Origin of the sequence: Paenibacillus sp. 19GGS1-52 (assembly GCF_022369515.1) — a bacterium.
Lineage (GTDB): Bacteria > Bacillota > Bacilli > Paenibacillales > Paenibacillaceae > Paenibacillus_AQ.
In genome coordinates, this window is record NZ_CP059724.1 from 4,582,117 (window position 1) to 4,607,139 (window position 25,023).

Annotated in this window: 23 protein-coding genes and 1 pseudogene; 2 read left to right on the forward strand and 22 right to left on the reverse strand. The window is 44.3% G+C overall.

Going from position 1 to position 25,023, the window contains the following annotated elements; translation table 11 throughout:
* Nucleotides 1-11 precede the first annotated feature (11 nt).
* From H1230_RS21420 to nifH, 17 genes are all read right to left on the reverse strand, one after another.
* A complete protein-coding gene (locus tag H1230_RS21420; protein WP_239711913.1) occupies nt 12-1,577 on the reverse strand; it encodes a response regulator transcription factor in 1,566 nt (521 codons plus the stop codon).
* Nucleotide 1,578: 1 nt separating this feature from the next.
* Nucleotides 1,579-3,369 carry a sensor histidine kinase gene (locus H1230_RS21425; protein WP_345773368.1) on the reverse strand — a complete coding sequence of 597 codons (1,791 nt, stop codon included), beginning with the start codon at nt 3,367-3,369 and terminating at the stop codon, nt 1,579-1,581.
* Nucleotides 3,370-3,407: 38 nt separating this feature from the next.
* A complete protein-coding gene (locus H1230_RS21430; RefSeq protein WP_239711914.1) occupies nt 3,408-4,235 on the reverse strand; it encodes a carbohydrate ABC transporter permease in 828 nt (275 codons plus the stop codon).
* A 20-nt stretch (nt 4,236-4,255) separates the two neighbouring features.
* The gene (locus H1230_RS21435; protein ID WP_239711915.1) at nt 4,256-5,131 is read right to left on the reverse strand and encodes a carbohydrate ABC transporter permease; all 876 of its coding nucleotides are present in this window, start codon (nt 5,129-5,131) and stop codon (nt 4,256-4,258) included.
* Between the two features lie 62 nt (nt 5,132-5,193).
* On the reverse strand, nt 5,194-6,507 hold the full coding sequence (locus H1230_RS21440; protein WP_239711916.1) for an extracellular solute-binding protein: 1,314 nt from the start codon (nt 6,505-6,507) through the stop codon (nt 5,194-5,196).
* Nucleotides 6,508-6,957: 450 nt separating this feature from the next.
* Nucleotides 6,958-7,953 (reverse strand): leucine-rich repeat domain-containing protein, encoded by a 996-nt coding sequence (locus H1230_RS21445; protein ID WP_239711917.1) that lies wholly within the window; start codon nt 7,951-7,953, stop codon nt 6,958-6,960.
* A gap of 46 nt (nt 7,954-7,999) precedes the next feature.
* A complete protein-coding gene (locus tag H1230_RS21450) occupies nt 8,000-8,521 on the reverse strand; it encodes a TlpA family protein disulfide reductase (RefSeq protein WP_239711918.1) in 522 nt (173 codons plus the stop codon).
* Nucleotides 8,518-9,237, reverse strand: coding sequence for an ABC transporter ATP-binding protein (locus H1230_RS21455; RefSeq protein WP_239711919.1), 720 nt, complete (start codon nt 9,235-9,237; stop codon nt 8,518-8,520). The genes H1230_RS21450 and H1230_RS21455 overlap by 4 nt, the downstream gene beginning before the upstream one ends.
* Nucleotides 9,230-10,051, reverse strand: coding sequence for an ABC transporter permease (locus H1230_RS21460; RefSeq protein WP_239711920.1), 822 nt, complete (start codon nt 10,049-10,051; stop codon nt 9,230-9,232). Before H1230_RS21460 ends, H1230_RS21455 begins: the two co-directional genes overlap by 8 nt.
* A 25-nt stretch (nt 10,052-10,076) precedes the next feature.
* A complete protein-coding gene (locus H1230_RS21465; RefSeq protein ID WP_239711921.1) occupies nt 10,077-10,640 on the reverse strand; it encodes a nitrous oxide reductase accessory protein NosL in 564 nt (187 codons plus the stop codon).
* Nucleotides 10,637-12,004: a right-handed parallel beta-helix repeat-containing protein gene (locus H1230_RS21470; RefSeq protein WP_239711922.1), complete on the reverse strand. Its 1,368-nt coding sequence runs from the start codon at nt 12,002-12,004 to the stop codon at nt 10,637-10,639. The genes H1230_RS21465 and H1230_RS21470 overlap by 4 nt, the downstream gene beginning before the upstream one ends.
* Nucleotides 12,005-12,280: 276 nt before the next feature.
* A complete protein-coding gene (locus H1230_RS21475; RefSeq protein ID WP_239711923.1) occupies nt 12,281-13,327 on the reverse strand; it encodes an aromatic ring-hydroxylating oxygenase subunit alpha in 1,047 nt (348 codons plus the stop codon).
* Between the two features lie 193 nt (nt 13,328-13,520).
* Nucleotides 13,521-13,958, reverse strand: coding sequence for a hypothetical protein (locus tag H1230_RS21480; protein WP_239711924.1), 438 nt, complete (start codon nt 13,956-13,958; stop codon nt 13,521-13,523).
* Nucleotides 13,937-15,325 carry a Fe-only nitrogenase subunit beta gene (anfK, locus tag H1230_RS21485; RefSeq protein WP_239711925.1) on the reverse strand — a complete coding sequence of 463 codons (1,389 nt, stop codon included), beginning with the start codon at nt 15,323-15,325 and terminating at the stop codon, nt 13,937-13,939. The genes H1230_RS21480 and anfK overlap by 22 nt, the downstream gene beginning before the upstream one ends.
* A gap of 24 nt (nt 15,326-15,349) precedes the next feature.
* Nucleotides 15,350-15,700 carry a Fe-only nitrogenase subunit delta gene (gene anfG, locus H1230_RS21490; RefSeq protein ID WP_239711926.1) on the reverse strand — a complete coding sequence of 117 codons (351 nt, stop codon included), beginning with the start codon at nt 15,698-15,700 and terminating at the stop codon, nt 15,350-15,352.
* Between the two features lie 21 nt (nt 15,701-15,721).
* On the reverse strand, nt 15,722-17,281 hold the full coding sequence (gene anfD / locus H1230_RS21495) for a nitrogenase iron-iron protein, alpha chain (RefSeq protein ID WP_239711927.1): 1,560 nt from the start codon (nt 17,279-17,281) through the stop codon (nt 15,722-15,724).
* A gap of 77 nt (nt 17,282-17,358) precedes the next feature.
* Nucleotides 17,359-18,186 carry a nitrogenase iron protein gene (gene nifH / locus H1230_RS21500; RefSeq protein ID WP_239711928.1) on the reverse strand — a complete coding sequence of 276 codons (828 nt, stop codon included), beginning with the start codon at nt 18,184-18,186 and terminating at the stop codon, nt 17,359-17,361.
* A gap of 443 nt (nt 18,187-18,629) precedes the next feature.
* Between nifH and H1230_RS21505 the strand changes: the two genes are divergently transcribed.
* Nucleotides 18,630-18,863, forward strand: coding sequence for a ferredoxin (locus H1230_RS21505; protein WP_239711929.1), 234 nt, complete (start codon nt 18,630-18,632; stop codon nt 18,861-18,863).
* 122 nt (nt 18,864-18,985) lie between these two features.
* Here the strand turns inward: H1230_RS21505 and H1230_RS21510 are convergent, their stop codons facing one another.
* From H1230_RS21510 to H1230_RS21520, 3 genes and pseudogenes are all read right to left on the reverse strand, one after another.
* On the reverse strand, nt 18,986-19,513 hold the full coding sequence (locus tag H1230_RS21510) for a hypothetical protein (protein ID WP_239711930.1): 528 nt from the start codon (nt 19,511-19,513) through the stop codon (nt 18,986-18,988).
* Nucleotides 19,514-19,625: 112 nt separating this feature from the next.
* Nucleotides 19,626-20,334 (reverse strand): annotated as a pseudogene (locus tag H1230_RS21515) (protein phosphatase 2C domain-containing protein).
* Nucleotides 20,335-20,913: 579 nt separating this feature from the next.
* Nucleotides 20,914-21,681: a nucleotidyltransferase domain-containing protein gene (locus H1230_RS21520; protein WP_239711931.1), complete on the reverse strand. Its 768-nt coding sequence runs from the start codon at nt 21,679-21,681 to the stop codon at nt 20,914-20,916.
* 463 nt (nt 21,682-22,144) lie between these two features.
* Between H1230_RS21520 and H1230_RS21525 the strand changes: the two genes are divergently transcribed.
* Nucleotides 22,145-23,665 (forward strand): WG repeat-containing protein, encoded by a 1,521-nt coding sequence (locus H1230_RS21525; RefSeq protein ID WP_239711932.1) that lies wholly within the window; start codon nt 22,145-22,147, stop codon nt 23,663-23,665.
* Nucleotides 23,666-24,357: 692 nt separating this feature from the next.
* On the opposite strand, the gene H1230_RS21530 is transcribed toward H1230_RS21525, so the two are convergent.
* Both H1230_RS21530 and H1230_RS21535 read right to left on the reverse strand, forming a co-directional pair.
* Nucleotides 24,358-24,630 (reverse strand): hypothetical protein, encoded by a 273-nt coding sequence (locus tag H1230_RS21530; protein WP_239711933.1) that lies wholly within the window; start codon nt 24,628-24,630, stop codon nt 24,358-24,360.
* 4 nt (nt 24,631-24,634) lie between these two features.
* Entirely contained in the window at nt 24,635-25,021 is a 387-nt protein-coding gene (locus tag H1230_RS21535; protein WP_239717463.1) for a NifB/NifX family molybdenum-iron cluster-binding protein, read from the reverse strand.
* Nucleotides 25,022-25,023 lie beyond the last annotated feature (2 nt).

The window sequence follows — 25,023 nt, forward strand, 5'->3', positions numbered from 1 at the left end:
CTCATCATCTCCTAAAGGGATTCACACGGTGCAGACCCGCGAAATTCGCTGGGTGTTTTGCCCGTATGCTTTTTGAATATTTTACTGAAATATTTGACATCACTATAACCCACCTGAGCGGCAACTTCACTAATTTTGGCAGGGGAGCCCGCTAGGACTTCCATCGCTCGCTGCATTTTGATCCGGGTGACGAAATCCCCAAAGGTAATACCGGTCTCCTTCTTAAATACATCACTCAAATGATTGGGATGGACATGAATATGCTTTGCGACACGTTGCAGACTGACATCCTGCTCCAGATGCACCTCAATAAAAGCTCTAGCTTTGTTGATATGTGCGGCTTGACCTTCAGCAATATCCGTATGATACATCCTCATGATATTATACAGCTGTTGAAACAGCTCATCTTTAGAAACATTGTTCATACTGGCTTGCAGTTGCACGGAATAGTCCTTCAGAATATTCTCACGTCCCGTGATTTTCAGCAATCGATCCAACCAACGTTGTGATACGATCGTAACCGATTGTATCGCAGCTGCTAGCGATTGAAGCGTCAATTGCGGGTCATCCATCAATTCTTGAATATACTGCTGCACCCAATTTTTCAGCGCAACCACGTCATTATCCAGAAGGATCACAGCTAGTCTTTGTTCTTCTTCTCGTGTGCATATAGTCTTGCCACCTGTACGTTGCTTAATCTCCTCATAGTTCCAGCTCTTCTTTGGCAGGAAAGATTGATATCCTGTTGCATAATCAGCAGAGCTATAGGATTCATGTAGCTCTTGTACGTCTGTGACAGATACTCCTGCAGCTGCATAAAGAGTACATTTGAGCAACCGTTCTATTTTGTGGCAGATGAATTGATCCGGCTGAAAATCACCGCTCCATTGCTGTGAAGGTGTGACAACAACAATGCGGTTCTTCTGAATTAAGGTGGCACAAGTTAATAACTCATGCAACATATTCTGAACAGCATAAACCAGCAATGAGTTAGCGTCTCTGGCATGATCCCAGCCTTCCGCCACGATGATTACAACCTGCATGCAAGTGTTTCCATACTCTTGCTGTTTCTGTAAATGACTCAGAAACAGCAGCTGTTTCGGTTTATCCAGTGGAATCGATTCACCGTCAATGACATAACGCTGGAACATGTGGTCCTTCTCATCCGACTTGGAGATGACATTCTGGCTATGATTAGCCCAGCGTTCCTCAGCACGATGCTTCGCCTTTAGAACGGTATTCATAATCTCTTCCGGTCGACTGGTCTTGAGAATGTAATCGCTGATATTCTGCCGGATCGCTTGCTGAGTATAGACGAAATCATCATACCCCGATAAAATAATGATCTCTAGCTCAGGCAGGATCAGACTTGCTTCCTCTGCCAGCTGCAGACCACTTTTACCTGTCATTTGAATATCCGTTAACAGAATATGGGGTTTCTCTTGCGGGATTCTCTCCAGTGCTTCTTCCGCAGATGCGGCAGGCTCGAGCAACTCTAATCCTAAGTCATTCCAATTAATGACTTTAGCCAACCCTGTTCTAATAATGACTTCGTCATCAACAATCATGATTCTCATATTATCCCTCCCGGATGGGAATCGAGAAAGAGATGCGAGTTCCCTGGTTTACACGACTCTGGATATTCAGCTGTGACTCCGACCCATAATGGAGAATAAGGCGTTCATTCACATTCCGCAAGCCATACCCACCCAGCCCCTCAAGGGGTATATCCTCTGTACTCAGGAGGTTGTTTTTCACTTGATCCAGCTGCTCTACGGTCATGCCAATTCCATCATCAAGGATAAGAAAGCACATAAGCCCCTCTTTTTTCTCCAGATATATCGTGATCGTTCCCTTCTCCTTCTTCTTCTGAATTCCGTGCAGCATCGCATTCTCCACCAATGGCTGTAATAGAAGCTTCAGCATAACTTTATCATTCAATTCAGCATCAATGATGAAATCGACTTCAAATTGATCTGGAAAGCGAATCGATTGGATCTGGGCATAATTTTGGATATGGGCCAATTCCTGATGGACGGGATAGTAGTCTTTTCCTTTATTCAGACTTATACGCAGAAAATCACTTAGCGCTTGAACCATATCGGCAATACGCTTCTCATCATCCATCAGCGCAATCCAGTGAATAGAGGATAACGTATTATACAGAAAATGCGGATTAATCTGCGATTGCAAAGCCCGAATATCGGCCTCTTTCTTCCGAACTCCATCACGGATCAATTCTTCTTTCAAGAGAGCGATTTGTTTGCCCAGCATATTGTAGCTTTTACCCAGCATGCCAATCTCATCTGTTGAAGCACTCGGAAAAATAGGCAGCGGACGTTCAGGATCAATTCGAGTCAGCAGCCTCGTAAGCACACGCAGCGGGTTGGTCACCCGCTGAACGACAAACAAAATCAAACCTGCACTGAGCCCTACAGAGAGCGCTACGGCAATAAGGGTGAGCTGCCAGATGTAACGATTCTGTGAGCTATAGATGTCATACGGTATGGTACCGATCAACATCCAGTCTAAATTGGGGTGACGATAGTGTAGAATGGTTTGTTTGGCATCACCATCTCCAAAGGTGTTACTTCCCGTCTTGGCTTGACTAAATCCCTGTATCACTCCTGGATACAAGGAATCGAATGGCTTGGACAGCCAGCTTTTATTCGTAGCGGAGAGAATTTCACCTTTATCATTGACTAAGGCAACTTGACCTTGCCCCTCCCCAAGCTGCGGCTGAGACCAATATTCGGAGATCACCGCTTCGTCTAAACTGATGGCCAGCCAGCCTAATGTATTGTAATCATGAATACTCCGCAGCGGTCTTATAAAGGTGATGATATTCTTCGCTCCTGCATAATCACGGACCGAATAGACACCTGTCCATTCCTTCTCTTTCACTGCGCTCATATCCAGTTGACTGGTTAAATCAGAATTATATAAGGTAGTCGTTGATAATGCTGTTGAGCCTTTGGAGGGGTAGAGCGTAATGTCAGAAATGTAGGGCTTAGAGCTGGCCAAATTAGTGATCATACCTACGATATCCCCACTGCTGCTGCTGCTATTGCTACTACTGCTGCTAACCTCGTCTAACGAACCCAGCCACTGCTGGATTTCACGGTCCCCGATGAGGAAGAGCGAAATATTCTCAACATCCTGGATGATAAATCGTAAATTCCCATCCATTTGCCTTAAGGTGTCCATCCCGGCAAGCTTTGTTTTGTCTTCCGTAATTCGCAAAGAAATGACATAAGCAAAGCTACCTAGAAATAACAGCGGGATCAGGATCGAAACCAGCATTAAGATAAACAGCTTGCGTCGCAAGGAGCTTTGTATCCATTGTCTCATCAGTGCTTGTTCCTCCATCTTCTCCGCCTCTAGGTAGCTGCTTTTATAACAGTTGTCTAGCCTTTAACCGCTCCTGCTGTCATCCCCTTCATCACTTGATCCTGGAAGATCAGATAGATCAGAATGGTAGGAATGACGGAGATCGTCATTGCAGCCAGCGTGAGACCATAATCCGTCTGATAGCCATCGGCGAAATTGGCGATTCCCAGCGGGAGTGTTTTTAGTTTTGTTTTATTAATAAGAACTAACGCAAAAGAGAAGTCATTCCACGAATGTAGAAAGCTTAAGATCGTAACCGTTGACAAGGCAGGAGTGGATATCGGCAGAATAATCCTTCTGAATAGCCCCCATAAGCCTGTGCCATCGATAAAAGCTGCTTCTTCAATCTCTTTAGGGATCGTGCTCAGGTAAGCGGTGAGTACAAAGATCGCCGTAGGCAGAGCAAAAGCCGTATATGGAAATATTAAAGCCCAATACGTATTCAGCATGGACATCTGTTTCATCAGAATAAAGAGCGGAACCAAGGTGCTGTGAATGGGAATCAGCATTCCGACGACGAAGAACGTCATGATCCAACCCTTTAAGCGGAATTGAAACCGGGCCAGAATAAAGGAGGCCAAGGCTGCGACAAATAAGGTGATAATCAATGAGCCTACAGAGACAATCATCGAGTTCATAAAAGCGGTTCCAAGCTTCGAGCTTTCCCAAGCGCGAATGAAATTATCAAAGTGCCAAATCTTCGGCAGCCCGAAGGGATGGCTATAGAAATCTTCATTGGTCTTAAACGCACTGATAATAAGCCAAAAGAAAGGGTACAGAGTAAAAATACCATATCCCGTCAATAACGTCCAAAATAGTCCTTTTTTCATTCTCATTATATACATGATCGTCCCTCCTCTCTGATTTACTGTTTGGGCTTTCTACTGGTAATCCATTGGCTGGTCCCGATTAGAATAAGACTGATTAGCACAATGGTTGTGGAGATTGCACTACCAAACCCATAACGGTAAGAGGTAAACGTTGAATTATACATATAGGTGGCTAAGAGTTCTGTAGCATGTGCCGGTCCACCTTTGGTCATGATGTAAACAAGGTCAAAGGATTTCAGACTGCCTGAAATACAGAGAACCAACGCTACTTGTACCGTTCCCCAAATCATAGGAAGTGAAATCGAGGCTAATTTCCTTAATCCAGTGGCCCCATCGAGCTGGGCAGCATCATGAATTTCTCCAGGAATATTCTGTAGTGCAGACATAAAGATAATCAGATACAAACCTACGAAGCTCCAGATCAACGGAGGAATAAGCGCGAAAATAGCGATTTTATCATCAGATAACCATTGCAGCTTCCAGCTTTCCAAACCTAATGCATCCAAGAAGAAATTGAGAATACCAATCTGCGGGTGGTAAATATACTGCCAAATCATCCCGATAACGACGGTAGACAGCACCATTGGCAAGAAGATTGCCGAGCGCAAGAAACGTTGCAGGAAATTATTTTTACTCAAAAGAATAGCTAATATAAGTGCGAGTGGCACCTGACCCAGCACGGCTGCTCCGACAAAAATAAAATTGTTCTTCAGCGCACGCCAGAATATCGGGTCATGTACAATTTCCACATAATTGTCTAATCCAATAAACGATGAAGCTCCGATCCCTGACCAATCGAAGAACCCATAATACGCAGACCAAATCACGGGTACAAAAACAAATAGTGCATAGATCAGCATAGCCGGAAGTAAACCCATTATTATAAAACGACGACTTCGCAAAGTATTCATCAAGTTTCACTTCCCTTATGAAAGGTGAACCCTCCCTTACGGGAGGGCCTGTATGGTGTATCTTATTTACCAAGCGCCTTAGCTTGAGCATCCTGTATTTTCTTAGCGATATCTTCTGGATTTCCACCCATCAGCAATTCCTGCAGACCATTATTAGTGACTTCAACAGCAGCAGAGCTTAATTTGGCGTCATATACCGGGCTGATCTTTACATTCTTCATCAATTCATGTAACTCAACGAATAGCGGATTTGCTTTACTTGGGTCCAATTCAAGGTTATAGCTTATCAAAGTACTGCTATCCAGCGTGGCCTGTTGTCCATCTGGACCGGACAGGGCATATAACAATTCCATCGCCGCGTCCTTCTTCGCACCTGTTAATTTTTTGCTAATTCCCAGTCCTGTTCCCACAACACCTGCGGTAGAACCTGCATCGCCCTTACCTCCAGCAATGGAAGGAATAATGGTAATATGCGTGTTATCCAACACTTCTTTAGGTGCATTGCTTACCAGGTTAGCCAGCGCCCAGCCTCCATCAATAACCATCGCCGACTTCCCTTGGAAGTAGAGCTGCATCATTTGAGTTTCATCAATACCATTGAATCCATCCTGAAAAGCTTTTGCTTTACCTAAGTCCTGAAGAACTGTTAGGGCTTTGACAAACTCCGGATCCGTAAACTTTGCGCCATCCTGATTCACGGCCTTCAAGAACCAATCCGAACCTGTTACACGATCTGCGAGAGTACTAAAAATAGTGGACTGAGCCACCCAATTCGTCTTATTCCCTAAAGCAATGGGAATGATATCATTCTTATTAAAGGTATCAATCGCGGTCATCAGCTCATCCCAAGTCTTAGGAATAGCCACTTTATATTGATCGAATAGCAGTTTATTGTAGAAGATAAACGAAGTTGGCGCTAAATTCATCGGAACAGAATAGATGTTATCATCGATCGTATAACCATCGAGCGCATTCGGAATGAAATTATCTCTCCACTCTGGCTTGCTGTCCAGAAATTCGTTAATCGGCTGGAGAAGATCCCCTTTTTGGAATTCCTTAGTCATGGCATCAGGCCACATCACGAAGAGATCAGGCATTTCATCAGCGGCAGCTACAGTTCTAAGCCGTGTCTTCAACCCATCAGTCGGAAGTCCTTCATCTTCCAGCGTGACCTCAGGATGCGCAGTTTGGAAGTCCGCCAATAATTTTCGCATGGTCACCGACTTCGCGTCCTGACCTGTCCAGTTATGCCACACCGTCAAGGTCACTTTTTCCCCTGTGCTGCCTCCATTATTGGCTGCTTCCTGATTGCTGCAGCCCGCTAGCATGATTACCGATAGAGCAGCGGCCAAGGCTGCTTTTGTAAATTTTCTCATTTGTGACCCTCCTATAAGTTTTATGAGTCTACGCTGCTTCAGTTCTATGATCTAATATCATTCTAATGTTAACGCTTACAATATGTCAGGGGTCAAATTACAGTGACAGGGTAGACAAATATAGGACATCCTACAGTTTTGTTTGCTATAAAAACTCCCCTATATAACTTGAACTTACAATTTTTCTGAATCGGCATTAACTATAACTGCGGTGAATGTTTGGACTTTCGGCCGCTGTTGTCTCCAAATTTCTTGATTTATTCCGCTAGGAGCGGATGAAATTCGGAGACAAAGGCGGTCGCTATCGCTCCTACAGTTCCAAAATTCCCCTCCGTTACTTCTGCCTTATTTCATATTTTCCAGTTCATCTTATATAGCGCACACAAAAAAAGCACACCATCGCTCATGACAGTGTACTTCATTATTCCAGCATTCCCTAACATAATCTGGTCATTCCAATCCATCGACATACTTCAGATTAGGCATACGGGATAAAAATCTAGGGTTAGTCTTTATCAGATTGTTGCTGATACTCAAGTAACGAAGCCCTGTTAACTGTTCCAGCTCAGGAGGCAACTCTTGAATTCCCGTATAGCTGATGTTTAACGTTTCTAACTGCTTCAATTGCCCTAATTCTGGAGGAAGACGATCCAATAACAAATCAGACTTGGCTTTTGGACTCCACCCTGGCATTGTACGGTCTGAACTGCCACAATAAATCGTTAAATGCTTTAGCTGCTGAAGCTTGGCGATCTCGGGTGGAATACATTCCAGATCGGCAGTCATCAACGTCAACGTTTCTAACGTAGCCAGCTCAAATAAGGCCAGCGGAAGTCTAGTGATGTCCTGTTCGAAGACTTCGAGGAATTTCAACTGCTTCAACTCACGGATACGGTCCGGGATCTCTGTAAGCCTATACGAAGTTAGTGTCAGTGAATCTGTTTGATGCTTAATCGCATCATTGATGAAGCAATCCACATCCCAATGGGCTTCAAACTCCATGAACAAGCCAGGAATACGTTCCGCCAATTGTCGGGCCTCTTCCTCACTCATCTTAAGGCTACAAATTTTCTCATGGGAAACGCTGTACAGATAATCAGCACCCTCTGCATCCCAAAAGCACAAATCCTCAGGCATATGTGGCTGCTGCCAGTCATATAAACCATGCACCGCTTCTTTCAACACAGCTCCTGCTTCAGCACAGCATTGATAGATATAATATGTACCTGGAGAATAATTAGCTCCGCTCTTGGCCTGCATTTGCTCCATGGTGTTTTGCTCTACTAAAAAAGGCTTTAGCTTATCCATGACTTCCGTATACAGTTTAACCATTCCATAATGCTCATCCCATTCCGATAGGACAAATTTGTCTGTACGCTCAATTAGAAAGCCGATCAGTCGCTTGTAGGCTTCCCCCTTGGGGCCCGTATAAAACCTTATCATCATGCGTAACCTCCCGAATTAGCATATAACCATTCAGACTCCTAGAATCTTATAACGGTATCTTCGCATCCTCCACCCATGATTCCAGTTGGGAATATTCTGTTATCTCGCCAAGCACAGCTTTTCTAATGACTCCACTCGCATCAATGATAAACGTCGCTGGCAGTCCTGTAATTCCATATAATCCTGATGCTCTTCCCGTAATATCTATACTAACAGGAAAAGAGAAGTGTTGACTCTCCAAATAGTCCACAACCGTCCCTTTGGATTCACCCACATTGATAAACAATGTTGTTACCTCAGGCGCCTGAGTTTGATGGATACGATCAATTAACGGCATCTCCCGAACACAAGGACCGCACCAAGATGCCCAGAAGTTGATCACTACAACCTGACCCTTATAGTCTGCCAGTCGAACCTTCTGCCCCTGAATCGTGGTTAACTCAAATATAGGGGCTACAGCTCCAGCAGCTTCCTTCCCATCCGGGCCTCTAGATTGGATAATCGTCCAGACTCCTGCGGCAATTAGTACAGCAATAATCAGCAGCGCAACCCAGCGTTGTCTCTTCATTTCAGACCCAGACTGTGATTAAACGCAGCATAGAGTGAACCAAACTGTTCACGTATTTGCCCAGTAGAACCCTCCCCCACATTTCGCCCGTTGCTTAGAAATACGATATGATCCGCTGCTTTATCCGCAATTTCCAACTGGTGTGTAGAAAAGATTACAGTATGCCCCTCCTGCTTGATGTTGTGTAATCGTTCGACGAATTCATTCATCCAGAACGGATCAAGACCGTTGGTTGGCTCATCCATAATCAGCAGCGGCGGTTTGGCTAATAGTGCTTGGGCATATAAAATACGCTGACGCATCCCTTTGGAGAAGGTATTCACCAGACTTTTTCTTTTCTCCGCTAATCCGACCAACTCAAGGACTTCTTCCACCCTTGTCTTCCGTTTGGGAACCTTCCGCAAAGCCGCCCAGAACATCAGAGTTTCTTCAGCCGACAGTCCCTGATTGAATTGATAATCATCTGGCATGTAGCCGATTTGCTGCGAGAATAGCTTTCGTTCCTTGCTCCAGCGAAGATTGTTGACTGTAACCGTACCGGAGGTAGGCTGCAGTATGCCCGCAATCATTCGTAATACAGTGCTTTTACCTGCTCCATTACCGCCGCATAGGGCAAGAACACTTCCCTTGGGAATTTGAAAACTTATATCTTCAACCAAAGTTTGCTTGCGAATGACCTTGGATACGCCGGCCACATTCACTACAATCTCACCCACGGGAACGCCCCCTCTCCCAGATCCAGTACACAGCAAAGATAGAGGCAATAATCCAGCTCAGACATATGCCAATAAACAGCAAGCTGCCTTCGGGACGTCCAATCCACTCCACCCACTGATAATATTCAGGTCCAAGTACTGAACCTCCTCCAAGCTTAATCACAACAAACAACCTTACCAGCTCAGCAGGATTCATAATCGTTAAGACCACTAACAGAGGCTTGATCCATAAATACGGTAAAATACCTAATACGGCAATCAGAAAGGTTGGCCATCCAATGACTAAGAAAAACCAAACAGAGACAGAGATCGTCAACGCCTGCCAGCGATTTCGGGACAACGAACCTATGAATAGAGCGATGGTCAAGAATAGCAGGACTAGTCCAGCTGAAAAAACAAGAAAAAGAAAATAGGTTGTGGCATCAAAATTGACTCCAATCAACCCACTGATAAACCCCATTAGACCATAACCAAACGCTACAATAAGGAGCAGAACTGCAGATAGACCTACATATTTGCCAAGAATAAATGACATTGTCCCCATAGGGTAAGTAGATAACAGCTGCCAGCTGCCCTCCTCCTTCTCTGAAGTTAAAGAGAAAGACCCTAGAAACAAGGTCATCAGCGGCAGAAGATACAATACAAGACTTAGCATCGAGCCCGTAATGGCCGAATAGCCTTGTACGATATTCTGTGAATTGATGACCAGTAAGCTTAGACTAAACGTGCAGAACAGAGCCAGAAAAGAATAGGCCCAGGGATTGCGGAACCCCATCTTGATCTCTCTTCGGGCCACTTGCATCATATCTGTCATAAATCACATCTCCAGCTTCTTAAGGTCACTTATCCATATCCATCCCTTTATCTGCATCCTTGCTCTCCATATCATCAGACATTTCCCCGTCCTTGTGTTCTTCGTCGTTCATCATGTCCATGTTCATCATATTCTGATTTTGTGTCCATTCATGAGAGGCCAGTTCTCCAGCGGTCAAGACAGTACCTAGACCCTGTTCTTTTACAAAAGCTTCCGCAGATCCTGCATCCTTGAAGCTGATCACGCCATAGGCCATGGGTGTCCGGAGGGATTCATCGTAGACATAACTTGCTTTACTAAATTCAATCCACTCTTTGTCGTTATAATCACGGACATAATCCATCCCAATTTCTTTTGACCCATTTTGTTCTTTCCATTTATTCATACAGCCGATATCATCAAACTTATAATTTTTCCCATCTTTTGTGGTAAGCTGTGTAGCAAATGCATCATCCTTAACCTGCATATTGCAGATTACACAGATATCTACTTCTTCATTGATAGGAAGAGCTGCATATTTCTTCTCCCCGCAGGCGGACAACAACAACATTCCAAGCACTATTAACCCAAGCATATACCACTTCTTCATAAACGTAATACCCCCAAATAGATTATAGTTACTACAGACAGAAACAACAGAAGCCAGCCCACAACCATTACAATCCCATAACTTGAGGCAGTCTCCGCAGGAGCCCCGGTTGTCAGCTTCATAAGCGGTGTGTGATCGGTAGACCATTCTTCCTTGCCATTTGTAAACATATCGCTCAAAAAGGTCATTCCCGGTGATTGAAAAAATAACTGATAAGCGGAGTTGTTACTAATTAACTGCTGATAGAAGGGGTTGATAGCATAGGGTATATCGCTTGTCCCCTCATTCGTTACATCCAGCCCCTGAAAAGAATCCCAGAAATTCCTGTTCATCTTATTGTCCTTGCTGTCTGTTGCCTCCGCTTCAATAACATTGGCGATGAACCCGTTATTCTGAAACTGATTGCCTTCCGCACCCAGAAACTGAACACCAATGAAATTCCTAAGGATAATATTGTCTCTTAGATCATTATCGGAAGATTGTTCCATATATATGCCTACACGATTTCCTTCCACCGTGTTGTTCACAATAGCCGACGTATGTACGTCATACAAGAGAATTCCCTGGGAATGAACATTCTGGTTTTGTTTACGGAAGGAGTTGCCGGATACCACTACATTCGTCACTCCCATGACCATAGCACCGGTGATATTATACTCTCCAATATTGTTGGTCACGTAAGAACCATCGATATACATGCAGTGGATTCCATAGCGCAAATAATAGAGCTTATTCTGGTCTACTACTGTATTTCGACTGTTTTCCAGATAGATTCCATCCCGCAAATAAGTGATCTCATTCTCCATAATCTTTGTACCATGAGAATTATAGAGATCAATCCCATTGCCACTAGTACCTGGGGCCTGCCCTTTGGGGATGAACCAGCGAATTTTGTTGTTCCGGATCACACCTCCGTTTGCATCTCGAAGTATAATCCCGTACCCTCCGGTATGAATAACCAGATTTGCTAAGGTTACTTGATCGGCTCTCACCACAATTGCAGCCGAATCTCCGTCTGCATCTTGCTGAATGTTCATCTCCTGCAACTTCACTCCACTCGAGTTAATCTGAATGGCTGAATCTTCTGAATGATTCAATAACGTAACGGCTCCCTCACCACTGATAGAGAGCCGTTTATCAATTACCACAGGCCCGAGATAAGTACCTGGAGCCAATACCAGTACATCTCCAGTTTGGGCTTGATCAATAATAGGCTGCAGAGCGATCGCCTCAGTCTGTGATATCGAACTTGCAGTGGCTATACCGGCATTCAGCGGAACGATCCAAACCACATTCATCAGGATCAACAGGAACCAAACACGAACCTTATGTATATGGTGTGATCCATTACCTTTTCTGGACATCTTTCACCCCTTACGCACAATCATTTTATATTTTGATTTTTAAAAGTTTTAATTTAAGCATACTATTGGATGGATATCCATACATGACTCAAAGGGGCTATCTATACCCACAAAACCAAGCTTAATTGTGGACAATATATGAAAAATACCTGACTAATCTGCAAAATAATTCCTAATATGATTTCTATCATTCCCCACAAAAACACCAACAAACCCGATGAAAATCTCTTCATCAGGTTTGTTGGTGTGGATTCATGCAATTGTGAATTTGTATCCTTAAGAAGTATAAGATTGGCCCAGCCCCAGTTCAGTAAGGAGCTGCCGGTAAGCAATGGACGTGCGGTCTGCCGGAATATGAGCTTCGGCCTGCAAATCCAAAGGCAGATCTTCCGGTGTCTGTGCCTCAACCATCTCCCGATCTTCCTCAAATACCTGCAAGTTAAACTTGATCGTATCTTCAACTGGAGCAGTCTTGTCAAAATTTCTGGAGATAGGGCAGAACAATCGGGTGTAGCGGGCAGAAACGGGTGACGCACAGTTCAGAATTCTCAGTCTTCCTTCATCCGGAAAGTATACCGTCAGAGATGCCGCAAATGGAGGGAACACACGGAATTCACGAAGCCACTGAAAACCCTCCGGGGCAGGATTATCCTGGCCCTTCCCGTAATTGCTGACCGTACTCCAATATTCAGCCACCAGCTCATCGCCTTCACGTCTCACCTTATATTGGGGCACTTCAGTGTTATTACGATCGCCGAAGGTTTTGGTGTGTACATAGGCAAAATGCGATACATCCAGAAATCCCTCCATCTGGCGTCCGGATGAACCCGCGATATCGAAACTTGGCGGAAGTATATTGATATAATCCGGATCATCCCATCCCGGAAAGGCGGGAATCTGCTCCGGTGTTGACGCCAGGCTGGTCCAAATCAAGCCATAACGTTCAACCGCGGGATAGACTATCAGTTTCAGCTTAGGTGAGATTTTGGCGCTTGGATGTGCCGGAACAGCCGTACACTTGCCTTCACAGTTATAGCGAAAGCCGTGATAGGGGCAGACAATCTCCCCATTCTCCACCCAACCCTTACTTAATGGCGCTCCCCGGTGAAAGCAAAGGTCGCGGGCAATAACAACCTTGCCCTCACTGCGGTAACATACGAGCTTCATATCTAAAAGCTTCACAGCAAGCGGTTTATCCTGCACTTCTTCCGCAATAGCAACCGGGTACCAATATTGAGCTAATACCAGCCAATCTTCTCGCGAGAAAGTGCAATCACGGGGAAGTTCGAGTTCAACCGGTTGTATTTTCTTTTCCTCTATCATGATCGTTCCACCTCTCTGAACATGTTACGTTATATAACTTATTATGTTTATTTTAATATCATATCGCTTTAATAATCAATTAGTCACTAATTATTTTCGTTTTCATGCCTAAATAACACATACTAATGTTATGCATAATGACATTTGTCACAAAAAAAGCCTTCTGAATGTTCAGAAGACTTGTTGTTAAGATTTATGAAACGAATGAAGTTCTGACAGACGGAATGATTGAAGGATCAAATAACTCCCGCACTGCATTACACATAGCGAGAACACGGGTGGAGTCGGCCGGCTGGGGCGTTCCATGAAAATAGTCATCCAGAGAACAGATCCCGAAGATGAAGTCCAGTGATCTGATCTCTTTATTCAGTTTCGGCGGGAAATCAACAACGACGCTTTCTACAGCATTCATAAGACAGATATAATTGTGATTAAGGGGCATGATCCCGTATAGATGACACAAGGCTACTAGGTAACGCTCCAGCGCAACTGATCCTACATTAAAAACAAGGCTAAATCGCTGTCCTTCACGTAAAAATTGTTCTGCTCTTCGATGGAAGCCTATCGCATCCCGATAATTTTCTTCAAATTCCTCTACATCACTTTCGCCTACCATACACTCAGAACCCATTCTTTATTTTTCTTATACTCCATATCAGTGAATAGTGTATTCGCGATCTCTTCAGCTAACCAAATCGCGCCTGCATAACCGACGATCGGATGACGATATAGTCCGGCACGATCATAGGTTGGGAAACCCACACGTACCATGGGAATATTATTGTCGATAGAAGTAAATCGCCCCTTGGAATGGCCCAGAATCAGATCAAGCTCAACCTCCTTGTTCTTGATCCGGTTCTCCAGCTCCATCAGATCCGCATTCAATACGATCTCCATATCGAATTCCACATTTTCCTGCAGAGCCTTGATGCGAGGGTCGTTCTTATAGGTCGTATTGTCGTCACCAAGGAGTACAAGTACGGGCTTCATCTCCAAGTCAATGCAGAATTCAGCCAGACCGATCACCAGATCGGGGTGTCCATAGATAGCGACTTTCTTATCGGCCAGGAACATGTGCACGAGATCAGCCAAGGCATCGATGGCAATCCCCCGTTCGCGAACGAGCGATTCAGAAATGGATTTGCCAGTTAATAGCTTCACATTTTGCAGAAAAGTGTCCGTGTTGCGAATGCCGATTGGGGTAGGACCGATAATAGTTGGAATCGCGAAGTTTTTCTCCAGATATTTGGCCGCTTTTCCCCCTTCGTATTTATTGAGCGCGATCGTACCCAGTGCATTTGCCGTTCCGGTCATATCCTCTATTGTCGTGCTCCCGTGGGATTCGCCGCTTTTGTCCGGCATAATCGGTGAATCGAAGGATTCGATTTCAAACAGGACGGTCGCATCCACATCCATTTCTGCCAGAAGGTGCTTAAGCGCTTTTACGTCTCCCGGATTGACCCAGCCTGTAATCAAGTTCAGCTTGCCGTTAGGTTGATCTTTCCGAGCAAAATGAGCGACAATAGCTTCCACGGCAACATCGTATCCACTAACCTGGCTTCCCACAAAGCTTGGGGTATGAATCGCTATCAGATGAACTTCGCGGCCCGCATATTTTTCCTTCAGCAGTCCGTTATTGAGCTTCATGATCACACCGTCAACGTCATCGCCAATGACCTCCGTCGAGCAGGTGGTGATGATTGGGACCACTTTTACATCCGGGTACCGCATCAAAAGCACATCAACCGCTTGTTCCACACGATCCAAAGCGCCGAATACGGCTCCATCCTCATGTACAGAAGAAGAGGCGATTAAGAAATTATCCTTAAAATGCTGCGAGAACAGCAGGCGGACGAACATTACACACCCCTGTCCACCATGGACGATTCCAATACAATCCTTGATTCCGATGCTGGCATATTGCGCACCTGCTGGCTGGCAGGTAAATATCGGATTAATCACACCACTGCGGCCTTTTTGTACAATTTCACAAGTCATAGTCTTACTCCCCCCGCTCCAGAATTAATATAGTTTGACAGTAAGCTCTTTATTCAGAGAACCCGTAATGGTTACATAATCGATACGATCCTTTAGCCCTTGCATTAGCAGCTTAATTTCCGTTTTATCCATTGCAGATAACCACGGAAAGCGAGTTTTGTAGGCTTCGGCTAGAACCACGGCATCCACCCAATAACATTTATCAGCGGGTGTGCTCTTCTCCACAGGCTCTTCACATAGGATCTGCATCGTTTTGGTAAGTACGCCCTCATTTTGTTTTTCTCTGTCCCAGGCCCGGGAGTTGAATTGCCATAGACATTTCTTCATAATATAATTCTCCAGCTGCGCAATTCTGTCTTTCATCAGATTTTCCATTCGGGTGCTCCTCCCCTATGCTCACACACTGGCAAGCTGATTTTGTGTAATTGGGTATGTCTTATTTCTCAATTTGGAAACAGAGTCATATTCTCCGGTATACTGTCTCATTTCAGTTGAAGTTCTGATCTCTTCACTCAAATTCACATCGGAGGTCATTCTTTGGGTAGAGAATCCTTTATCCGTTGGAATCTTATCCTTGCTGATATCGAGGGCCGAGAGCTGATGAATCGGTGAATAAATGGCGTTATAGATATCGCGCGCGAATCTGACCCAGCCTTCATATCCCTTATAAGGGCCATTATGGTACGCATGCGCATTGAGATATGGAACCCGCACCTTCTTGGCTACTTCACCTGGACGTTTGCCGGTCAAGATGATATCCGGTTTCAGCATCTCCATGGCTTCAAGACCCTCAAGCTCATTCGGATCATCAATAGCGAGCGCACCTTGTTCACAGCGGGCAATCCCTTTTTCCATATCACCCTGGTGACCGAATTTCGTATACATGGAGACGACCTCAAGCCCCATCTCCTCATGAATTACATTTGCCCAGTGCCACAGCTTAGAACCGCCGGGCCACAGACATACTCTTTTCCCTTGCAGGCGTTCCTTGTACCAGTCCAGCTCCGGCTTCCATCTGGCGGTTTGCTCATCAATGATCGCTTGCGCCCGATCCTCGATCCCAAAGAATAAACCGACCTTGCGAAGAGATGCCGAGAGCGGTTCGAAACCAAAACCATCAATATCCAGACGTGGAATTCCATATTTCACTCGAAGTTCGTTACAGATGTATTCAGCCGATCTCGCACATTCCAGTACGTTAAGATGTGCTCCGTGCATCGCTCGGAGGTCGTCGTAGGAGCCATTTCCAGTAAAAGTGGACAGCACCTGAATACCCATAGTCTTAAAATAATCCACCATTACTTCCTGATCACCTTGAATGTTGTATTCACCGACATAATTGATCACATAATCGCTGGTGATTACCGGTTCTACCGTTCCAACCTTTTGTTTGATCCAGGCAATATTAATGATATGATGTCCGCCTGACTGGCTCGGACCCGCGAATCCAGGAGCATTGCAGACGAAGATATCTACATCAGGCATTTCTTCCATGACCTCCCCCGCAACTGCACTTATATCGTCCCCAATCAGTGCTGTAGCACAGGTGGAGTAGATGGTCATTCGTTTGATCTGGGGAAAAGCCTTAAACGCTTCGATAATGTTCTGCTTCAGCAGTTTTTCGGCTCCAAATACGATATTCTTCTCCTTTACATCCGTCGCAAAGGTATTCTTGATCTGGAAGTTGTCATTGTCGCTAATATAACGTTTGGTTTGCCAGGTATCATAGGTGCATCCAACTGGTCCATGACTTAAATGGATCACATCCTTCATCGGTGTCCCGATAACATGTTTGGCTCCGCAGTACACACAGCCACGTTCCGAGATGGTCCCTGGAATAGTGTTCAGATAACCTTCGGGAAGGGCCGATGTCAAATCCTCTCCAGGACCTTTCATAACTGCATGCTGTGTCCGTTCAGGAATACACTCGCTGCATTTAAATGTGTGATGTGGCATGAATCATTCCTCCTAAATTTTAATGCCCTGACGGGTCTAAACTTACTTCGAAAGCATATGATTTTTTAGAAGAAATTCTAATCACCAATCCCGTATTTAACGACCATTGCTTCTAATTCATCCATGGATAGAGGTTTAGGAATCACAAAATTTTCATTTTCAAGTATTTTGCGTCCCAGCTCTCCATATTCATGGGCCTGATTGCACTCAGCGTCATATTCAACAACTGTCTTTTTGTTAAATTCAGCTTTCTGCACAATGTTATCGCGGGGTACAAAATGAATCATCTGCGTGCCGATCGCTGCCGTGAATTCTTCCAGAAACTCTCTTTCCCTATCCACATTACGGCTGTTGCAGATGACACCACCCAGACGAACACCGCTTTGTTTGGCATATTTCACAAGGCCTTTACAAATATTATTTGCCGCATAAATGGCCATCATCTCACCTGAAGCAACAATGTAAACCTCTTGGGCTTTGCCATCGCGGATTGGCATTGCGAACCCGCCGCATACAACGTCACCCAGTACATCAAAGAACACAAAATCTAAATCTTCTGTATAGGCACCATTATTTTCCATTAAATCAATGGCTGTAATTACACCGCGGCCCGCACATCCTACTCCCGGTTCAGGACCGCCCGATTCTACGCATTGAATACCTAAATATCCGGATTTCACAACCTTCTCTGTGGTAATGTTCTCTGAACCTTCATCACGGAGCATATCCATTAATGTCTTTTGATTCATCCCACCAAGGATCATCCGGGTAGAGTCTGCCTTTGGGTCACAACCATGAATAAAGATCTTCTTATCATGAAAATAGGCCAGTGCTGCGGCGGTGTTTTGCTGTGTAGTCGATTTTCCGATTCCGCCCTTACCGTAAATTGCAATCTTTCTTGTCATCTCTGTACACTCCTTTTTAATTTACAAGATTTCAGAACTCAGCATGATGGCGATGAACTTCACAACTTATTTCCAGCCCCTTATACGACCGCTCTTCAAAAGCACGTTTAAGTTGTTTAGATCATAGCAAAACTGAAAAAACTGTCAACGGATAAGGCAGACGTTCAAAATCCGCAGCAGCTTTTCATTCGTAAAACGAGCATTGTAACCGTTATATTTTTAATTTCATTGCATTATTAAGCATCAATATCCGAACTTTATCTTTCGCGAATCTTATGATAGCGCAACCAATACCGGGTTGTTAACGGTTACACAAGACTGGTGTGATATTATATAACATATTATTTGAATCTATTGTTAAACCATCCGTTTTCCATTGATTAGAACATAAGGTGAGAGGTAAAATGACGTGAGACGATATGAATAAAAGGAGAGAATAAGTTATGAGCACTTATGTCAGTGTTAACAAGGAAGCTTGTATTGCATGTGGTTCCTGTAATTCCGCCGCCCCGGATATTTTCGATCTGGATTATGACGGGATCGCTGAGGTGATTTATGCGGGGGATAAGAATCAGGGGATCACTCTCATCTCGGAGGACTTACAAGAGGAACTCCAGGAAGCCATAGATGGCTGCCCAACTCAATGTATACTGCTGGCCGAGGTCCCTTTTGCTTAAAGATTAATAAGTTTTAGACTGATCCATTAAAAAAACAGCGGCAGATCAAGACTTGATAAATACAGTCTTGGTCTGCCGCTGTTGTCGTTGAACTAACGTTCCCCGATAGTTGAATGATTTCTTCAACAGTCAAATGTGATTATAATTCTAAAATCAGATTTCTCCTTTCTTCCAACTAAGTTTCTGACGACATCCAAAAGTTTGCTTCCGCATTCCATATAATTTACTGAGTCAATAAATACTTCGCCGTCCATGGTTTCGTCTTCATACTCAAATACTTGATCCCAATTAAATTCAAGCAGTTCTTTGGCAGTAAACCACGTAGTACTATGAAATTCACCGTACTCTATTTGAAGTCGTATTTCTTCACTAACATCTTCCGGTAATCCACGTGGTTCACTGATATAAGGCATGTTCTCAGGATTTCGTATATTGGCTAAGATTGCAAAGAGGTCGTAATTCCGATCCTTGAAAACCATATCGTTGGACTCAACAATCCACGTCGGAGATTCGTCACGTTCAGGATAAAGAATCGCCCAGCTACTCTTTGTCCATTTATCAATCGATATCCATTTCCCTGACCTATCTGGGTCGTTGTATCGATGTCGATACATTTTTTGTTCCACAAAATAGTGAATATCCGTCCCCATAATGTTCCTCCACTTTTCTAGACATCTTTGAAGATATTCTATGTTTCTCCAAACTATCCTGCCCGTTACTTCAATATAAAAAACAGATTGCATTAGCAGTCTGCTCTTTACGCTATCGTTTACCGTTAGAATCAGAAGGGTAACAAGCTGGTGAATTATTTTCAATGGTCCAAGAAATAATCGTCGCACTATCTCGACCTTTACCAACGTGGACGGCTGTTAGCAATTCTTGAACACATGTGTCTAAAGAAAATTCAAATTGAGATTTTAAGCAATCATATATATTTCTCGGATTGTTGTAATGACATTCTCCGAACTCTAAAAGACCATCAGTCGTCATAAGAATCATGTTTTTCCCAGGACGAAGTTCACGTAATCCAGTGGTATAACAAGGTATTCCATAATTAAATGCACTCTGATTTCCAAGCCATTCGTAAAAGTTCCTTTGGTTCATGGCAAACTGACCCATTTTTTGCAGTTCTTCATGAAGGAGGTAAAGGACACAGTCGCCTATATTAAGCCACCATAAATATGGTCCTTTTCTAACGCAGATTAGACAAGAAGTTTCTCCGACAATGTCTTTGCAAGCTACGTATTACTAATTCGGCACTTTGTGCGGTATTATGGGCATCTAAAATCACTAAAAATTCACAGCTATTATCCTCACTACGCCAAATAAGAGCCCCGTCCTCATTTTTGTTGGCACCAGAAGAAGTATTTCCTCCGTATAAGCCAATAGTGATGTCTTTATAATTTGTTACAAAGGGGGCATCTAAGTGCTTATCTACATCACCTAACCAAATAAATTGACTTAGTTTCACAATTCCCACCTACCAACTGAAGTATTTATTGTTACTAAAGCAACAAAAAACCTATTGTCTACAAAGAGGCAATAGGTTTTTCCATCGCGGTACCACTCTTCTTGATTCGCTATTTAGTCGATAACGAATCATCTTAGAACCTAGTTACGGAGGTTAACCGTTAAGACCTTTCAACCTACCGCTCATGGGTGAGTTGGAGGGACTATCGGCTGTCTCGCACCTACCGAAAGTTCTCTGAGCAATAGATAACCTTTAATACTTCCAATCAATGCATTTAGCCGTAAATTATTTGAATTGAGTATATAATCCCCAAATGTTCCCTGTCAACAAGCATTATTGAGTTAAACTGCCCAATAGCTTAAAAGACTACCGATCTACTGGCAGCCTTCTGTCTTTACGCTATAGATCTGGTTGTTGAGCTATCGTTTCCCGTGAGCTCAATAGTCTTATGTTTTAATTAGAGTCGCTGCTTATAGTTGTGAGGCTTGCCGAACACCTAATGCAGTGACGTCCCGACGGGCTTAGGGGGCTGGATGTGGTCACTCGCTTCTCAGAGTGACCCGGAGCATCAATATGGTGTTAGCCGAGGGAAGTTCTGGAAGCAGCCATTGCATTTAAGGCGTTCTCAAAATAGCTATATACTTCATCTGCAATTCCCAGAAACTCTTCAACAAGTACATTACTATCCAAGTAACAAGCATACAGATAATCAACTAAAGCGGAGTCAATCTCACAATAGTTTAATATGGCATTCTTCATCTTAATAATGTCATCTTGCCATACACCTGTATCTTCTAAAACCAAAGAGTATAATGCACGAATTAATCTCTTAGAGTAACCTTTGATATATCTAGTTTCCATTGTGTTATCACTAGCATTAGAAAGTAAACTATGTATACGATCCACTTCCTCCTTGGTCTCTGTATTTAAGTCTAAAATGAACTCTGGAGAAATAATTATCGGTGGTACTTTTTCACCAACGTCATGACCATATATGCAAACACAAATTATCTTTACCCAAAAACCCCACTCATTTGGTTTACTTAATACATCGTCAATCGAGCAAATTATCGTATCAATCTTAGTTATTACTGGATATTCTTCCAAAAGCCTGTCTTTAATATTTGACAATCTTTCGTAATCAATATCTTTGGGACTTACACATACAATAGTAAAGTCTGCATCTGAATTAAAAGGTTTAGCAGTTCCTTTTGGAATCGAGCCACACATATAAATGCTATGAATCTTACCTTTAAATTCGGTAAGTATATTATCTATATACTTATCAACAAAATCCTTATATTCACTTTGTATTACAATTCTATTTATAACTTTTTCTAATATCATATAGACTCCTCCTAAACTAAGAACTTCTTTCGGCTAACGTCTTTTTTGCGAACTTCGTAAATTCGTCATGACTTAAGTTATTCGCGAAATCATTCAACTATCCTGCCCGTTCGCTTAAAGGGCTACCGATCTACCGGCAACCTTCTGTCTTTACGCTATAGATCTGGTTGTTGAGCTAACGTTCACCGTTAACGTAATGACAAACAAAAGAAGATTGCTCTTATTTTATCATTACGCACCTTGTTTCACCGAACATATAGATATCGAGAACAATGCAACTCCAAAATGAAAAACTATTTTACAGTAGAAAGCATACATATCTGGACAAGAAAATAAAGGTGTAGACTGTCATTTGTATTGCTCTGTCGTTTATCGTCTTATTACTTCTTAAGGATTTCACGTTAAAATGAAACTTTTCCAATTAATGTGAGTCAAAACATTCAGAATATGAGGAGGGGAAACTATGATTCCGTTGTCGTCCATTCACGTTATTCCGTCGCTTCGCAAGATGATGCTTATCTTTACGGCGCTGGTGGCCTTGTCGCTTTGGCTGTTGGGACCGAACTCGTACGCTCACGCGCAAAATTGGGAGATCTACTTCAAGGGCAAGCCATTGGTCGTGCCCGAAGGCCCGATCGACCGGAACGGAACGATCCTGGTGCCGCTTCGCGCGTCCATGGAACCGTTCGGATACAAGGTCGATTCTTTAGGCAACGGCGCTTACCGGCTGATTGGCGGAGCTATCGGTAGTGTGGACCTAAAAATTGGTGAGAAAAAGGCAATCTACAACACTTCTGTAACGGAGGAGCTAAGAACGGCTCCGGTGATTATTAACGGAACCTTGTTCATCGACCTCGATTTCACCGGAGTGCTGACTGATATCGGCACGGAAAAGATTGCAGGCAAGCCGATCATCGAATTGCGTGCAAGCGCGGACATCATCGATTACGACAGTCAATATTGGTATGCCGTTCAAACAGCGGGGACCAAGGGTATTCATTTCGTCAACAAGACAGGCAAGACGATGCTGACAACGTCTTATGACGGCGCTTCCGACTTTGGCTATGGGGGGCTGAGCGCCGTCTATCAACAAGGCGTGACCGTCGGCTATATCGATCGAAAGGGCAAGCTGACCATTCAAGCTTCCCATTACCGACTATCCGGCTTCTCGGAAGGACTCGCTCCGTTCAAGGACTTGATAAAGAATCAAAACGAGGGCCTCCAAGTCAAATACGGCTATTTGAACCGCGCCGGCAAAGTCGTCATTCCTGCCGGCTACGATGCAGGATTCGATTTCTCGGATGGTCTTGCGAAGGTCGTCAAAGACGGCAAAACCTACTACATCGACCACGACGGACGCATCGCGGTCGGCACTATCGCGAACAGCACGCACACGGGTACGTTCTCAGAAGGCTTGGCCGCAGTAAGCGTGCTTACGAAGGTAGACGGGAAGTCCGTCGAGAAGACCGGCTTTATCGATACGCAAGGGAAATTCGTCATCCCCCCCAAGTTCGACACCGTAGGCATGTTCTCCGAAGGGCTCGCGACTGCGGTAGTCGGCAAGAAGACCGGGTATATCGACCGAACTGGCAAGTGGGTCATCGAGCAGAAGTACGAGAACGGCTTCGCGCATGACTTCCACGAAGGGTTAGCGAACGTCATGGTGCGGACGGGGGAGGGCTCGTACCGAACCGATTTGGTCGACAAGATCGGCAAGACACTTGCGCTTCCCATCACGAGGGATAAGAGTGACGTCTCGGAAGGAATCTTCGCTTACAGAGACGGGGATCAGACGGACTGGCGCCTCGGCCTCATGAACATAAAGGGCGAGATCGTGGCCATGCCGCAATTCTCGTCGGTCGAGCCGTTTCATGCAGGCGTGGCCCGGGCAAGAATCGATCATGGACAGGGGCGGTACGAAACGGTGCTCGTAAACAAGAAGGGCGAGATCGTCTGGCGAAGCGAGCCGGAGACCGCTTCCTAAGCATCGCCTTCACCGCTTTATAAATTCCACCTTCGCCGCGTGCTTCTGAGTTCTGTTGGAGCTTAGTTTGGTTCTCGATACTCGCGGCGTAGGTGTTACCCATTTGTCGAACAACTTCCCGACAACGGAACAGATGTAAGATGTATAAAAAGAGATAGACGGCTCTGAAAGCCAAAAATCAGCCATGAGAAATATGTAGGCTTTAAGAACATCATTAACCATTTCTGCCCGATAGTTGAACAAAAGCAGCCGTTCACCCGGAGACTGGCTCGTTTTTTCTCCGTAGTGGCCTGCTTTAGCAGGGAGAAGGTAAAACAGATACTGGGGAGAGTGCTGACGCCCGGATCGATGCGGCAAAAATAGCATCGTCTAGCCGGTTGACGGCGGTATTGACGACACGAACGAGATGATGACTCGGGATATCTTCTTCTAAATCCATTGGCAGTCAAAATGGGTCCATGGTACATTGAATGTACAAAAGAAACCTCTCCTTTGAAAGGGTTGGTCACTCTTCCATTATAGAAAGGTTCCCGCTGAGAATAGCGGAGAGGACGGACTGATTGTGGAAAAGCGGTAGCGGTCGCCTTGCTCTGCGGATGTACACCCCTGAAAATAATTCAGTACATCTGGAGAGCACAGCGATTGGAGCAACGGTCCGTTCGCGGAGCGTTGCTCCAAGTTCCTATTGCCCTCTACCTTGATGATTTATATTGATTCCATTTTTCCGCAAACTCCATATCATTCCATGCGCTTTCCAGACAGACCTTGATTAGAGAATGTGTCGGATTGGAAAGATCAGGCTCCACATCAAACCTCTCAAGTATTTGCTCATCCAGGCAATTATTTTTCTGTAAATACTTTCTTAGCAGCAGTGCAAAAGCCACCCTCTGTTTAGTCAATAAATGGGGATCATAGGCGACACCATAGGCCTGCAATAACGCTTCTGTATCAGCAGCACTAGACATATCCTCACCTCCTTGATTTCTCCTCATGACGCTTCAATGCGTTAACCAACCACAAAGGTGGACGCTCTTTCAGCATTTGCTGAAGCTGGTCAAGCTGCGGGATAATCTCGCTTCCTTGTTCAGATTGGAGAATAATGATCCCGGCTTTCAAAGTCCTTTTCGTGGCATCGCCGCCGATTTTAGTCACAAACAATACCGTACAATCCTTAATTAAATCGACCCTTAGTTGAAATTTGTCACACTCCTCTGTCTCCTCCTGCAGATTAGATACCGATCTGTTCTCTAGCCAGTGATATCCCTTTTTACCGAAATCAAAGATCGCGAATGACTTACATTGTCCGAAGTGACAGTCAAGTAATCTACCCTCATTTGACGCAAAAGCCACTTTCATCA